8 protein-coding genes are annotated in these 14,864 nt (G+C 70.5%); 3 read left to right on the top strand and 5 right to left on the bottom strand.

What is annotated here, in order from left to right:
• Window positions 1–54: 54 nt before the first annotated feature.
• The 3 genes from NGR01S_RS02065 to NGR01S_RS02055 form a co-directional block, all read right to left on the bottom strand.
• Window positions 55–2,076: a TerD family protein gene (locus NGR01S_RS02065; protein WP_063034436.1), complete on the bottom strand. Its 2,022-nt coding sequence runs from the start codon at window positions 2,074–2,076 to the stop codon at window positions 55–57.
• Between the two features lie 157 nt (window positions 2,077–2,233).
• Entirely contained in the window at window positions 2,234–3,304 is a 1,071-nt protein-coding gene (locus NGR01S_RS02060) for a DNA glycosylase AlkZ-like family protein (protein ID WP_063034435.1), read from the bottom strand.
• A gap of 84 nt (window positions 3,305–3,388) precedes the next feature.
• Window positions 3,389–4,903: an SDR family oxidoreductase gene (locus NGR01S_RS02055; RefSeq protein ID WP_063034434.1), complete on the bottom strand. Its 1,515-nt coding sequence runs from the start codon at window positions 4,901–4,903 to the stop codon at window positions 3,389–3,391.
• Between the two features lie 355 nt (window positions 4,904–5,258).
• On the opposite strand from NGR01S_RS02055, the gene NGR01S_RS02050 reads away from it, so the two are divergent.
• Together NGR01S_RS02050 and NGR01S_RS02045 are read left to right on the top strand one after the other, a co-directional pair.
• Window positions 5,259–9,845, top strand: a complete 4,587-nt coding sequence (locus NGR01S_RS02050; RefSeq protein WP_157107077.1) for a cation-translocating P-type ATPase — start codon at window positions 5,259–5,261, stop codon at window positions 9,843–9,845.
• Between the two features lie 93 nt (window positions 9,846–9,938).
• Window positions 9,939–10,448, top strand: a complete 510-nt coding sequence (locus tag NGR01S_RS02045) for a DUF4240 domain-containing protein (protein WP_063034432.1) — start codon at window positions 9,939–9,941, stop codon at window positions 10,446–10,448.
• Window positions 10,449–10,493: 45 nt separating this feature from the next.
• On the opposite strand, the gene NGR01S_RS02040 is transcribed toward NGR01S_RS02045, so the two are convergent.
• Both NGR01S_RS02040 and lysA read right to left on the bottom strand, forming a co-directional pair.
• Window positions 10,494–11,309 carry a PRC and DUF2382 domain-containing protein gene (locus tag NGR01S_RS02040; protein WP_063034431.1) on the bottom strand — a complete coding sequence of 272 codons (816 nt, stop codon included), beginning with the start codon at window positions 11,307–11,309 and terminating at the stop codon, window positions 10,494–10,496.
• 364 nt (window positions 11,310–11,673) lie between these two features.
• Window positions 11,674–13,017, bottom strand: coding sequence for a diaminopimelate decarboxylase (lysA, locus tag NGR01S_RS02035; RefSeq protein WP_063034430.1), 1,344 nt, complete (start codon window positions 13,015–13,017; stop codon window positions 11,674–11,676).
• A gap of 175 nt (window positions 13,018–13,192) precedes the next feature.
• Here lysA and NGR01S_RS02030 point away from each other — a divergent pair, with 175 nt between their 5' ends.
• Window positions 13,193–14,860, top strand: a complete 1,668-nt coding sequence (locus NGR01S_RS02030) for an NAD(P)/FAD-dependent oxidoreductase (protein WP_063034429.1) — start codon at window positions 13,193–13,195, stop codon at window positions 14,858–14,860.
• Window positions 14,861–14,864 lie beyond the last annotated feature (4 nt).

Genomic DNA, 14,864 nt, shown 5'->3' with positions numbered 1-14,864 from the left:
CGGGGCCGATCCGTCAGCGGCTACCCGCGACCTCCCGGGACAAACAGGCCGCCTCTACTCGCCGACCGCTCCGGCCGCCGCGGACGGCAACAGCTCGGCCTGTTTCGGGGCGGCGGGGGTCCACTCCCGAAGTGGCTGTACGACCTTTCCGTAGAAGTCGTCGACGGAGGAGGTCACGCTGGTGATGAAACTCGCCGCGGTTCCGGAGCGCCGGTTGCCCATCGGGAAACTCTGTTCGAGCGTGAAGGAGACGATCTCACCGGTCCGGCCGGTGGTCAGCACCTTGGGATCGGCGCGCACGATGTCCAGGTGCTCACAGGTGGTGTGGCCGCGCTCGGAGAACACCGCCTCGACCTGCACCGCATCCGGCGCCTCCGCGAGCTGTTTGAGCAGCCACGACAGCCGCCGCAGCGACGTCCCCTCGCCCGGTGCGGCAACCGATAGACGAGAACGGATCCGGTTCGTCCGGATGTCCGCGACAACCACGAGATCACCGGCCGTCTCCGGGATCCGCAGCACCGCCTCGAAAAGCCCGTCGGCGGCCAGCCGCTCCGCCACCGCGGCGTTCCGGACCGCCGGATCGGAGGCGTGCCGGCGCGGCAGTACGTGTTTCACGGTGACACCGAGTTCGGCGGTCAGCCGCAATGCCAGGTGACGCGACAGCGACACCCACCGCTCGGCGACCGCCGCCGCCTTCTGGTCACCGCCCCGCAGGGTGCCCGAGGTGACGGCATCGCGCACCGCGACCCAGTGCCTGCCCATATCCACGAATTCCGTTGCCCCGGATCGCGGATGGTCCAGATAACGCAGGAACTCGCCGAGCAGCCAGGTCTGCAACGGATCCTCGACCCCGCCGTGCGCGAGCAAGCGGCGCGCCTCGTGTGAGACCTCGGCCCAGGACAGATGACGCAGGGCGACCTTGGTGAGTTTACGGCGATCCACCTGTACCGGTAGTTCGCCGGCGGCCGCGGGAATGTCGTTGGACAGGCTGATCACCGCGTCGTACTTCTTCTTGCGCGCCACATCGAGATAGCTCTCCAGCTGCTCGCGCCGCAGTTTCCCGCCGCCGGTCTTGACCTCCAGCAGACCGGTCCAGAGCCGGCCACCGCGGGCCACGCGCAACACGGCGTCCGGGATCACCCTTGCGTCACCGCGGTCGTACTGGACTTCGAAATAGCCCTCGAATGTACCCGCCGGTGCCCCGACCCGCGCACACAGTGCTCGCGCGAACGGACGAACCGCCTGCATGGTGGCGACCAGCGCGGAAGTGGCCCGGCGTTCCTGCTCCTCGCCGGCGCCGACTCCGGCCACCGAGAACAACCGCGCGGGCTGCCACGCTTCGTTCTCGGCCAGCACGAACTCGATCGGCTTGCTGGTCGGCGCCGCGCGCTTGGCGGTCCGGACACCGCGGCGCCTCGGCTGCGACGGCGGGGTGTCCGTCGCAGCGGCCGCCACCGCATCGTCGGCGGGAGTATCGGAAACTGCCGGCACCGCCGTCCCGGGCTCCGGCGGATCGGTCGGTGTGCTCGGCCGGTCCGCGGCGTCGTCATCGACGGACACCCCGAAATCCGTGACCAGACCGGCCAGCCCAGAATCCCATCCCTGCCCGACCGCGCGAACCTTCCACGTGTCGCCGCGGCGGTACACCTCGCCGAAGACGAACGCGGATTCGTTCACCGCGTCGGCGGTGACGTATTCGGCCAGCAGGTGCCCCGCCGCGTCGACCACCCGGAACGCGAGTTTGCCGAGATCGCCGAATGTACCCGTGACGAGACTGCCGGCCAGCGCGACCGTCTGCACCTCGGCGGGTACGGCCGAGAGGTCGAGCGCGACCCGGGCCTGTGCCCCTTCCTCGGTCACGCTGGTGCCCAGGAAACGGACCGATCCGTCCCGGGATTCCGGTTGGTTGTAGAACACGAAGTCCGCATCCGAGCGGACCTTTCCGGCCTGGTCCAGCAGGAGTGCGGAAGCATCGACTTCCACCTCCGATTCCGTCCAGCCGAGCACCACATCCAGCTGCAGCACATCACCCGGCAGCTGCAAGTTCTGTCCCTTGGACAGCAACGGAGACATCATGACCCCACCTCGATCCGACCCAAACGTGTTATGTGTCACCCGAAGATCGAGGCGGCCGGTGGTGTCGTTACGGTCAATCTGTCCGAAAAGCGCGCTTGCACATACATTTCCGCGCAGCGACGGTAGGGACGCCGAGCACGCGCCACCTTCGCGTGAATCAGTTCGGGCTCAGGAAGTTGTGCAGCCGTTGGATTTCCGCGTCCAGGGCGGTGGCGAAAGCTCGGCCCTTCGGGGCGCCGTCCACGTATCCGACCTCGACCGCGCTACCCGGGCCCGCGCAGTTCGCCCAGCCGATCACGCGGTCGCGCCACAGCATCGGCATCGCGTAATACCCGCGGACCCGCTGGGCGACCGGGGTGTAGGCCTCGAATCGATAGTCCCAGCCCCAGACCCGGCCGAAACGTTTCCGGTCCCAGACAAGGGGATCGAAGGGTGCGAGGAAGCGGGCCCGGGCCTGGGGCGTGCGGTCGGTGGGCTCCAGGTCCGACGGCCACAGATAGCGGACTCCGTCGACGGTCAGGGCGGACAGTTCGCCGCCGGCCAGGAGTTCGCGGATGGTCGCCGAACCGGTCGCGCCGCCGATCGGACGGACGATGCGATTGACCGTGGCGGCCAGAGTCGATTCGGTGGCGGGGGCGAGCGTGCGCGCCACCCGCAGTGCCAGCGCCCGCCGGCGCTCGGCCGGGTCCAGGACGGCATCGGGGAGTTCGGCGATCTCGTAGCGCCGGATGCCGGAAACGCGGTCGGCTACCCGCAGCAACCCGTACCGGTGGAGTTCCTCGAGCGCGACGGTGGTAGCCGACGAGGTGCCGCCCCATGCGTTGACCACACCGCGGTGCCCGAAATGCGCTTGCAGCTCGCGGGGGTGCACCACACCGCGTTCCCGGACGAAATCCAGTACCGCCGCCGACTGCTCGTTGTGCGGGAATTGGCCGTTCGTACCCCGTGGGTGGTGGCGGGGATGCAGGTAGGGACGCAGCCGGGGCACGGTGTATCCGTAGGCGTAGAGGAGATCTTCGTCGATGCCGAGCGCGCGGTAGTCGCGGTCGAGATCACCGGCCCGGTAGCCGCGCACCCGGTGGCGCAGGATCAGATCCTGCGCCCGGGCGGGCGACCGGATGGGGTCGGCCTGCACGAACTCCAGCTCGGCCAAGGCCTCGGTGAGTGAGCCCGGACTGCGCGGCAGTGACCAGGCGACGGCGTGGGAACGCAACCATGCCAACGACATGGGCCCGAGGGTATCGGCGCCCTCCGACACCGTGCCGCGCCACCCGCGCGTACCCGGCCGGAAAGGGCCGTCACCGGGCAGGATTCAGCGCGCCGGACGATGCAGCAGGCTCAGCACACGGCGGCGGCCGGACCCGCTGCGACCGCCGTCGGCCTTCTCGGCCGCGCCGGTGATGTTCCGGGTCATTCCGCCGAATACCAGAGCGTGGAAGGGCACGATCGACTTCCAGTACAAATGTCCGGCCAGCCCGTGCGGCTCGAAAACGGCACGCTGCCGGTAGATCGCCCCGGCATGCCCGTTACCGGGACGCACTTCCAGCTCGAGCCAGGCCCGGCCCGGCACCCGCATCTCCGCGCGCAGGCGCAACAAAGTGGGCCGTTCGATCCGTTCCACCCGCCACCAGTCCAGCGCCTCCCCCTCGTGGAGGCGGTGCGGGTCGCGCCGGCCCCGGCGCAGCCCGACCCCGCCGGCGAGGCGGTCCAGCCAGCCGCGGAGCGACCAGGCCAGCGGGAAGGAATACCAGCCGTGTTCGCCGCCGATGGACTCGATCACCGTCCACAGCGCGGCGGGATCCGCAGTGGTCGGACGTTCCCGGAGGTCCTGGTAGAGGGATCCGCCCGACCACACCGGGTCCGTGGGCAACGGCTCGGAGGGCGCGGGGCCGGCATCCGACCAGCGGGTCGGCACATCCGAATCCCGGATGCGGGTCAACGCCAGTTCCACCGCGCGGCGGACCCCGGTGAGGCCGTCGTCGGGGTCGGGGATATGTGCGGCGATCTCGTGCTCGGCGCATACGACATCGTTGACCAGGGATTCCATCAGCGGTACCGCGATCGCCCGGGGCACCGGCGTCACGAGATTCACCCATTGCGCCGACAGCCACGGCGTCAGCACCGGCACCGGGACGATCACCCGCCGCGGCAGCCCTGCCACCTCCGCATACACCCGCATCATCTGTTCGTAGGTGAGGACATCCGGACCCCCGATATCGAACGCGCCGGTCACGGTGGCCGGGAGTTCCGCCGCCCGAGTCAGGTAGTACAGCACGTCCCGGACGGCGATCGGTTGGATCCGTGACCGTACCCAGCGCGGGGTGACCATCACCGGCAGCCGTTCGGTGAGGTAGCGCAGCATCTCGAAACTGGCCGAACCCGAACCGATGACCACTGCCGCCCGGAACACCAGCGCGGGCACTGCACTGTCGAGCAGGATCCGGCCGACCTCCGCGCGCGAGGACAGGTGCCGGGACAGGTCCTGTCCGGCGGGTGCTATCCCACCCAGGTAGACGATCCGGCCGAGGCCGGCCGCCGCGGCCTCCCGGGCGACGATGGTCGCCGCCTCGCGGTCCACGGTGTCGAAATCCGCGCGGGTCAGCGAATGGACCAGGTAGTACAGGACCTCTTGGTCCGCCAGTGCCTCCCGCACGTCCGCGGCGACCGTGACATCACCGCGGATGATCTCCACCCGGTCGTGCCACGGCGCGTCGGTGAGCTTGCCCGGGGTCCGCGCGAGCACCCGCACGGTATGACCGGCGCGCAGGAGTTCCGGTACCAGTCGGCCACCGAGGTAACCGGTCGCCCCGAACACCACACAGCGCATAGCACTCCTTCGTCGAGGTTGCCCGTGACCGCGGCCCCGCGAAGAACCGCTGCTGGGCGCTCGCCGCGACCGCCCGGCTCGTGGCCGCGGCGTGCCCTGCCGAGGAGGTGGTCCTGTCCACCGCTCCCTGTGGAGGCTAACCCGGGGACGGGGTCGTGGACACTGCCGACACCGCCGCCCCCGGGATCGCATCACAGTCGATACCCGCCGCCGCGACTGCGCTCCGAGCGGCGAATACGCCGGTCGACGGCGTTTGGCCGGGCCTGCTGAGGGTAGGCGCCCCCCCATGGGTCCCTCTGTGCGAAGCGTGCTGTCTCCTCGCTTGCTGAACGATCCGGTTTCTACTGTGGCCGCGGTGGTACGCACCGGAACCGGTCGCGCCCTCGACACCGGCTTCCGTGCGGTCGAGGCACCGTGGCGAGCGGCGGAGAAGGTCGTCACGACGGTCGCATCCGGTCTCTCGACGCTCGAATCCGACGACGCGGCGAGTCTGCGCGACGATCTGGCGGCACTCGTCGACCCACGGGACCGCCGCGCCCAGCGCCGGGTCGAGGTGACCGAGGATCACGCGACCATCGAGGTGCGCGGCCTGGACAACGGTCAGGGGCCGGCGGTGACCCGCTCGCTCGAGAAGCGCCTCGGTCGGCTACGCGGCGTGGAATGGTGGCGGGTCAACGCGGTCACCGGCCGGATCGTCACCGCGCTGTCCGGCGGCGCCGATCTGGAGAAGCTACTGGCGGTGGTGGAAGAGGTCGAAGAGGAGTCCGATGTCGCCGACACCGACTGGAGTCGCGCCGCCGAATTCCCGGCCGACCGGGAACCGGTCCTGGCCGCGGCCATCGAAGTGGCCGGTGACGTGTGTGCCATCGCGGTGTCGGCCGTGGGTACGGTGCCGCCACTGCGCGGGGTGATGCACAGTGTGCGCGCGGTGGCGGCGTTCATCGACGCTCAGCCCCGGCTGCGCACACATCTGGAACAGCGGCTGGGCCGCACCCGTGCCGACCTGCTGCTCGCCATCGCCAACGCGGCAGGGGTCGCACTGGGTGAGGGCACAGTCGGCGGGGTCACCAATCTGCTGGCCGATACCGTCCAGCGCGCGTTCGTCCTCACCGAAGCACTGGCCCGGCGCGGGCAGTGGCAGCAGTGGGAGACCGATATCGTCGACGCCGAGCATTTCGGGGTCACCGAACCGCTACCGCCGCATACCCGGCCCACCGATATGCCCCGGGGCCCGGTGGAACAGGTCGCCGACGAAACAGCGGCCGCCTCGCTGGCGGGAGCCGCCACGCTGGCCGGTCTGGGTCGTATCGGTGACGTTCCGGACGCTCTCATGCTGGGCGCACCGAAAACGGCCCGCGCCGGCCGGGAAGTATTCGCCGCGACGGTGTCCACCGCGCTCGCCGGCGCCGGGGTGCTCACTCTGCATCCGGCGGCGTGGCGGCGGCTCGACAGGCTCACTGCGCTGGTCGTCGACGGCGAAGCGCTGGCCACGTCCGGACGAGTGGTGCTCGAGGTGGAGACGACCGGTGAGGGCTGGCCGGAGGCGCGGGTCTGGAGCACCGCGCAGCGGCTGCTGTGGGCCGGCACCGACGAAGGGGGTCCGGGGGGCAAGAAGGCGGTGCGGCTGGTACGGCCCGAGTCGGGGGCTCCCGACCGCGGCGCCACCAATCGCCCGGTATGGCGCGAACTACGTGAGGGAAAGCGGATCCTCGGCCGCGTCCTGATCGGGCGGGAGCTCGACCCGCGGGCGCACGATGTGCTCGGCACAGCACGGCGGGCCGGGCTGCGGGTGGTGCTCGCCGGCCACCGGGACGCCGGTGAACTCCGCAGCCTCGCCGACGAATTCGTGAACGCGCATGGTTCGCTCAGCTCGCACGTCCACCGCCTCCAGAAGCAGGGGCACGCGGTCGCTGTGTTGGCCACCCGCGCGCACAAGGCACTCGACCACGCCGACGTCGCGATCGGCATCATCGGCGGTAAAGGGGGCGGTATCCACGTGCCCTGGACAGCCGATCTGCTGTGCCGCGACCTGGGGCAGGTACAGCGCACTCTCGCCGTGGTCGAGCCGGCCCGGCAGGTCAGTGAACGCGGCCGCACCCTGGCACTGTCGGCGTGCAGCCTCACCGGGTTGCTGCTCGCGGCCTCGCCCGCCTCCCGCTCGCGTTCCGCGCCCATGATCGCCGCGAACTTCGCCGGTCTGTTCAACGGTGCAGTGGCCGGCGCCCGTGCGGTCCGGCCCCACCCCGCCGCGGAGCACGCGCCCCAGCTGCCCTGGCACGCCCTGGAACCGGATGAGGTGCTGGCCCGCCTGCCCGAGCCGGCACCGGCGGCCGAACGGGCCACCGACGTACCCGCGGATCGCGGCGCGACGGCGGCCCGGTTGTCGTCGCTGACCGATTTTCTCGGCCATATGCGCCGGGAACTGGCCGATCCGCTGACACCGATTCTGGGTGTCGGTGCCGCGGCGACCGCGATTCTCGGATCACCCTCGGACGCGGTACTGCTGTCGTCGGTGCTCACCGTCAACGCCATGATCTCCGCGCGCCAGCGCCAGGCCGCCGAGAACGAGTTGTTCGACCTCATCGAGGGCGAGCGTCTGTCCGGGCGGGTGATCGGCCGCGCCGATATCGACGCCGAGGACCCGGCGACCACCGATCTTCCCGCCGATTGTCTGGTGGTCGGCGATGTGTTCGCGATCCGTGCCGGTGAGGTGGTGCCCGCCGACGCCCGGCTGTTGCGCGCCGAGGACCTGGAAATGGACGAGTCCGGCCTCACCGGCGAATCGGTGACGGTAGCCAAACAGGTCGAGGCCACGCCGGGCGCGGCGCTCGGCGACCGGGCCTGTCTGGTCTTCGAGGGCTCCACGGTGGTGAGCGGGTCCGCGGTGGCCGTGGTCGTCGCGGTCGGCGCCGATACCCAGGCGGGGCGCGCCACCGCGGGCGCGGTACCGCCGGAGAAGGGGGGCGTCCAGGCACAGCTGCGGGCCCTCACCGACCGCGCCCTGCCGCTCACCCTGTCCGGCGGCGCGATCGTGACCGCGCTCGGCGGTCTCCGTGGCCGCACCCTGCGGGCGGCGATCGCCGACGGTGTCGGTGTCGCGGTCGCCGCGGTACCCGAAGGGCTGCCCCTGGTCGCCACCGTGGCGCAGCTCGCCGCGGCACGGCGGCTGTCCCACTATGGCGTACTGGTCCGCGCCAACCGCGCGGTCGAGGCCCTGGGCCGGGTGGACACCCTGTGCTTCGACAAGACCGGCACCCTCACCGAGGGCCGGTTACGGCTCACCGCGCTCGCCGACCTGAACGCGCAGTGGGAGCCCGGCAGCGACAGCGAGGCCGCCCGGCGGCTGCTACGGGCCGCGGCACGGGCCTGCCCCGACCCGGATAACGGGCCGGTCCTGCACGCCACGGACCGGGCCGTACTGGATGCCGCCGCCGAGATCCTGGGCGAGGACGCGCACCACCGGTGGGACCCGATCGACGAGATACCGTTCGAATCCAACCGGGGGTACGCGGCGGTATTGGGCCGGACCACCCACAAACTGCGCTTGGTGGTCAAGGGCGCGCCCGAGGTCGTCCTGCCCCTGTGCACCCGGGTCCGCGGCGGCGCGTCCGCTAAGACGGACCGGGTGTACACCGACGGTGAGCGCGAGCGGGCCGAGGCCACCGTCCACGATCTCGCGGAACAGGGTTTGCGCGTGCTGGTGGTCGCCCGACGCGACCTGTCCGGTCCACCCGACGATGTCGAGGACGTGGTCGAGGGGCTGACCCTGCTGGGATTCCTCGGGATCGCCGATACGCCCCGGCCGCAGACTCCGTATCTCGTCCGCGCGCTCGAGGACAACGGTGTCGCGGTCCGGATGATCACCGGCGACCACCCGGTGACGGCTGCGGCCGTCGCGCGCCGGCTGGGTATCACCGTCGACACCGTGACCACCGGTGCCGATCTCGACGAACTCGACGACACCGCGCAGACCGAACTCATCGAGCGCAGCACCGTGTTCGCCCGTGTCGATCCCCAGCAGAAGGTGCGTATCGTGGCCGCGCTGCGCCGGACCGGACATGTCGTGGGGATGACCGGCGATGGCAGCAACGACGCCGCGGCGATCCGCACCGCCGATATCGGGATCGGTATCGCCGCGCACGGTTCGGCGGCCGCCCGCAACGCCGCGGACCTGGTCCTCACCGAACCGGATCCGCGGGCGCTGCTGCATGCGCTGGTCGAGGGCCGGAGTATGTGGCAGCGGGTGGCCGATGCGGTGGCCGTCCTGGTGGGCGGTAACGCGGGCGAAGTCGCGTTCACACTGTTCGGTACCGCCGTCGGTGGCCGCGCCCCGCTGGGGACCCGTCAGTTCCTGCTGGTGAACCTGCTGACCGATATGTTCCCCGCGCTCGCGCTCGCCCTGGCCGGCGATCAGGAGACCCCCGAACCCGACACCGATGCGCGCTGGGTCGAACAGCGCGCGGGGCAGCTGGCCGCGATCCCCCCGGCCAGTCTCGGCGCCGACCTGCTGCGCACCATCGGGATTCGCGGGGTCGCGACGGCCACCGGCGCCTCGGTCGCCTGGATGGCCGGACGCTACACCGGTACCCAGCGGCGCGCGGACACCATCGGACTCGTGGCACTGATCGGCACCCAGCTCGGGCAGACCCTGGTGGCGGGCTACCGCAGCCCGCTGGTATGGCTCACCGCCGCCGCCAGTGGTGCGGTGCTGGGGGTCATCGTGATGACACCGGGTCTGGGGACGTACTTCGGCTGCACGCCACTGGGTCCGGTCGGTTGGACGATCGCGAACACCTCGGCGCTGGCCGCCACCGCGGGAGCGACGGTATTGCCGCGGCTGCTGCCCGGGGTGGAACAGGACGGGCCGGCCGATACCGTTCCGGCGCCCCCCGAGCTCGAGGAGGAGTCCACGGCGCGAACGGAGACGCCGCAGTACGCCTGAGATGTCGCGGCGCCGGGCCCGGATCTCGAGTGGGGCCGACCCGATCCGAATTCCGGCGGGTTGCGTCGTACCGTCCTGCTAGCGTCCCGCGACGTGAACGAGATCGAGACAGCCGCCGAGGAAACCCTGTTCTGGGACCTGGTCGATACGGCGTGGGCGCAGGTGGGCGCCGAAGCGGACGCGCTACGGAAAGGCCTGGCAGCCCGGGCCTCCGACGACGAGGCCTACGCACTCGACCCGCATCTGCGGCCGTTCCTGACCCGGCTGCGCGCCCTCGGCGAAGAGCTGTCGAGTGCGGAACTGACCGCGCTGGACCGGGTCGCCGAACGAAAGCTCCACGAGATCGACCGCGCCGATATCCACGAGGTCACCGACGGCTCCGACGACGGTTTCCTGTACTGCCGCGGGTTCATCGTCGCAATGGGCCGGGATTTCCACCGGGCGGTTCTCGCCGATCCCTCGGTCGCCGTCCTCGATGCCGAATGCGAGTCGTTCTGCTATTTCTTCGCGCACCTGCACCGCGAGCGTTTCGGCTGCTTCCCGGAGACCGGGTCCGGGATCTCGCGGGAAACGGGCCGGAACCGGGTGGGCTGGTCCGGGTAGTGCGCACCGGTGGGCCGGGATTTCCGGACCCACCGGCGGTCGCGGTCAGCGGAGCTTGTCGTCGCGGTCGAGCCCTTCGATCTCGATCCGCTCCTTGCGGACCGTTTCGGTGATCGTCTGCTCGTCCTCGACCTGATCGATGACCAGCCGTATCCGTTCGACCGGGACCATCTCCTTGTCCACGGTCACCCGGTCCGCGTGCAGGGTGACCTCCTGCTCCTGATCACCGAAGTCGGCAGGCAGCGCCGAGACGTCGGTGATCGGTTCGCGCTCGATGCGTATTTCCTCGTGGCTGGTCGGCACGGTGATCGTCTGCTCCTCGCTCACCACGTACTTGCGCAGCCGGGCGTGCCCCGACACCTCCTGCCGGGTGCCGATGTTCAGGCGCTCCTCCGAGCGGACGAGGAAGTCCGGTCGCCGGGTGTCGCCCCTCTCCGGGGTGGTCGCGCCGGGAGCGCTCCGGCCGGTGGTCCCCGGATCGCCCGTGGCCCGGACCTCGTCACGGGCGGGTGAATCGGCGTGCCGCCCGTAATCCTCCCAGCCGGACCGGTTGGGATCGACGCCGTAGTGGACGAACAGGTCGTTCTCGGAATCCCGTGTGATCAGGCCGTCGTGTGCCAGATGCGGCGCGGATTTCACCGCTTCCTTGTGCACCCGCACCTGGAGTTCGGCGGGGTCCTGCCGCAACTGGGCACCGGCGAGCGGTACGAGAGAGTCTTCACTGAACAGGCCGGTACTGACCGATGCCCACGTCGGTGCGCCAGAGGCATTGTCGACGTAGACCCGCTTGACCTTTCCGATCTTGGTGCCGCCGAGGTCGTAGACTGCGTCGCCGATCAGATCTTCCACATGTTGAGCCATGGCTTTCTTCCTCGATTCTCGTCCGATACGTGGCCGGTGAACCGAGTTGCGCGGTCGCGACCGGAGTCCGGCCCGGCTCGTGGCCGGGTACGACGTTGCCGCTCGGTGTGCGCGTCGCTCCCGGTGCTGTGGCCCGGGACGGCGCCGCACCTACCTGTAGCCGGCGGTACTTCGCATTCACGAACCCGATTGGCTACATCTCGGCAAATACCCGAGCGATCACAGGTCAAACAGGCGCGCCGCGGCGGCCGGATGAATCTCCGGGTCGGTCCCGCGAGAATCGGGCTATCGCCCGGTTCGCTCGTATCGCACCCACATCTCCCCGGATCGCGATACCGGGCGGACCCGCGCCCCGGAAATCATCTCACCGGCCGACGTCCCGGACGAGCAGGTCGGCCGTGGTCTCCCGGCGGACCAGTTCCCGCGCACCGCCGTCCCGGACGGCGACGACCGGTGGACGGCCGACACAGTTGTAGGAGGTCGACAGGCTGTGGTGGTAGGCACCCGTACACGGCACCGCGAGCACATCACCGGGGTGCAGATCGGCCGGTAATCGCACGTCGCGGGCCAGGACGTCCCCGGCCTCGCAGTACCGGCCCACCACGGTCGCCGTCGTCCAGGGGCCGTGCGGGCGGCGGTTGGCCACCACCGGCGCGTACCGCGCGCCGTACAGTGCCACCCGCAGATTGTCGTTCATCCCGCCGTCGACCGTGACGAAGGTGGTGCCGCCGTCGATCCGCTTGACCGACATCACCCGGTACACCGTGACCCCGGCCCGCGCGACGATGGCCCGGCCCGGCTCCATCGCGATCGCCGGCCGCGGGAAACGATGGCGGGCACAGGCGGCGTCGAGCGCATCGTCGACGATATCGGCGAGTCCGGCCAGGTTCAGTTGGGCATCGCTCGGGTGGTAGGCCACGGCATGGCCGCCGCCGAGATCCAGTTCGGTGAGCAGCTGCCGGTGCTCGCGCCGGATCCAGGCCATCTCCCCCACCAACCGCCGGATGGCTTCCCCGTAGTGATCCGGGTCGTGGATCTGCGATCCCAGGTGACAGTGCAGCCCGACCAGTTCCAGGTCGGGCCGCGCCAAGACCCGCCGGACCGCTTCGGCCGCCGTATCACTGCCGAGCGGGAAGCCGAACTTCTGATCGAGGACACCGGTCCGCACGGCCGGATGCCCGGACACATCGATACCGGGTGAGAGCCGCAGCAGCACCGGTTGTGGGCGCTGCGCCGAGCCGGCCAGCAGCGCGATATCGGTGAGCGAGTCGAGCACGATCCGGCCGACCCCACAATTTACGGCGTCCGCCAGTTCTGCACCGGACCGCCCGGTCCCGTGCAGGATGAGTCGCCGCGGATCCACGCCGGCCGACAGCGCCACCGCCAGCTCTCCCCCGGAGCAGACGTCGATCGACAGTCCTTCGTCGCTCACCCAGTCCACCACCGCCCGGATCATGAGCGCCTTGCCGGCGTAGTAGACGCGGGCGTCGGGGAAAGTCTTGCGGTAGGCCCGGCAGGACGCCCGGACCTCGGCCTCGTCCAGTACATGGGCGGGCGTCCCGAACCGGTCGGCGACCTCGGTGAGCGCCACCCCGCCGACGGTGACGCGCCCCTCGCCGTCGTCTGCGGTCCCGCGCGGCCAGATCGTCGGGCTCAGCCGGGGCGGGATCGCCGGTTGCAGCGACGGAATCGTCTCGAGCAGTGTCACGATGCGCTCCTGGAATGTCCCCGCCGTTCCGTATGCGGGGTCGAGTCCAGGACTACGCGCCCACCCGGGCACCGGACGCGGTCTTGACGTGACCTTGACCTCCCGCGGCCCGTTCCTGACCGAACATTGACCGCGCGCCGACGACGGCCGCGTGCGTACGCGGCATACTCGTCGGGTGAGCGCTCCCGCGACCAGTAGGCCCGCCATTCTCAGCGTCGATGACGACCCCGGGGTGTCCCGGGCCGTCGTCCGTGATCTGCGGCGCCGGTACGGCGCCGAGTACCGGATCCTGCGCGCCGAGTCCGGTCCGCAGGCGCTCGAGGTGCTGCGCGAGATGAAACTGCGCGGCCAGCCGGTCGCGATACTCATCGCCGACTATCGGATGCCGGGTATGGACGGTATCGAGTTCCTCGAACAGGCGATGGACCTCGACCCCTACGCCCGCCGGGTGCTGCTCACCGCCTACGCCGATACCAATGCCGCCATCGATGCGATCAATGTCGTCGATCTGGATCACTACCTGCTCAAACCATGGGATCCACCGGAGGAGAAGCTGTACCCGGTGTTGGACAGCCTGCTGGATGCCTGGCGCAGCAGCGAGCACCGTCCGGTGCACGGAACCAAGGTCATCGGTAACCGATGGTCACCCAGATCGTCGCAGGTCAGGGAGTTCCTGGCCCGCAACCAGCTGCCCTACCGCTGGTTCCTGGCCGAAGAGCCGGAAGGCGCGCGTCTACTCGAGGCCGCCGGCGCCGACCCGCGGCGCTGTCCGGTGGTGATCACCGAGGGCGGGCAGGCGCTGGTCCAGCCCAGCGACGGGGAGCTGGCCGCGAGTGTGGGGCTGAGCACCGAACCGGCCGGCGACTTCTACGACCTCATCGTCGTCGGCGGCGGGCCGGCCGGACTCGGCGCCGCGGTGTACGGCGCCTCCGAGGGGCTGCGCACGGTACTGGTCGAACGCACGGCCACCGGCGGCCAGGCGGGCCAGAGTTCGCGGATCGAGAACTACCTGGGCTTCCCGGACGGGTTGTCCGGGGCACAGCTGGCCGACCGGGCGCGCCGCCAGGCGGCCAAGTTCGGCGCCGAGGTGGTCACCACCCGCGAGGTCGTCGGACTGGAGGTGAACGGCTCGGCCCGGACCGTGCGGTTCGCCGACGGCGGCGCCCTGTCAGCCCATACGGTCATCATCGCGACCGGCGTGGATTATCGGCGCCATCCCGCGACCGGTGTCGACGAGTACACCGGACGCGGGGTCTACTATGGATCGGCCATGACCGAGGCGGCCGAATGCGCCGGTCACGACGTCTACATCGTCGGCGGCGCGAATTCGGCCGGGCAGGCGGCGATGTTCCTGTCCCGCAACGCGCGCACCGTGCACCTGGTGGTGCGCGGTGACGCGCTGGAGAAATCCATGTCGCACTATCTGATCCAGCAGATCGCCCAGGTGCCGAATATCCGGGTGCACACCGAGACCGAGGTGGTCGCGGTGGACGGCGCGGACCACCTGGACACGCTGGTTCTGCGCGACAACCGGTCCGGCGCCGAGGAGAGGGCACCTGCCGAACGGCTGTTCCTGTTCATCGGCGCCGCCCCGCAGACCGACTGGCTCGACGGCGTGGTGCACCGGGACGCCGCGGGTTATGTCCTGGCCGGCCCGGATCTGCTGATCGACGGTGACCGGCCGAAGGGCTGGGAGCTTCCGCGGCCGCCGCATCATCTGGAAACCAGCGTGCCGGGGGTCTTCGTGGCCGGGGACGTCCACGCCGAATCCGCCAAGCGGGTGGCCTCGGCCGTCGGCGAGGGGGCCATGGCCGTCATGCTCGTGCACCGCTACCTGGCCTAGAGGA

The sequence above is a fragment of the Nocardia grenadensis NBRC 108939 genome (genome assembly GCF_001613445.1).
Taxonomy (GTDB): domain Bacteria; phylum Actinomycetota; class Actinomycetes; order Mycobacteriales; family Mycobacteriaceae; genus Nocardia; species Nocardia grenadensis.
Note: the sequence above shows the minus strand (reverse complement) of the source record. Positions and strands in the feature narration are given on the sequence as shown.

What these genes read in the sequence shown, in the direction of transcription:
- NGR01S_RS02065 (WP_063034436.1), bottom strand. Translation starts at nt 2,076, where the DNA reads ATGATGTCTCCGTTGCTGTCCAAGGGACAGAACTTGCAGCTGCCGGGT.
- NGR01S_RS02060 (WP_063034435.1), bottom strand. Translation starts at nt 3,304, where the DNA reads ATGTCGTTGGCATGGTTGCGTTCCCACGCCGTCGCCTGGTCACTGCCG.
- NGR01S_RS02055 (WP_063034434.1), bottom strand. Translation starts at nt 4,903, where the DNA reads ATGCGCTGTGTGGTGTTCGGGGCGACCGGTTACCTCGGTGGCCGACTG.
- NGR01S_RS02040 (WP_063034431.1), bottom strand. Translation starts at nt 11,309, where the DNA reads ATGGCTCAACATGTGGAAGATCTGATCGGCGACGCAGTCTACGACCTC.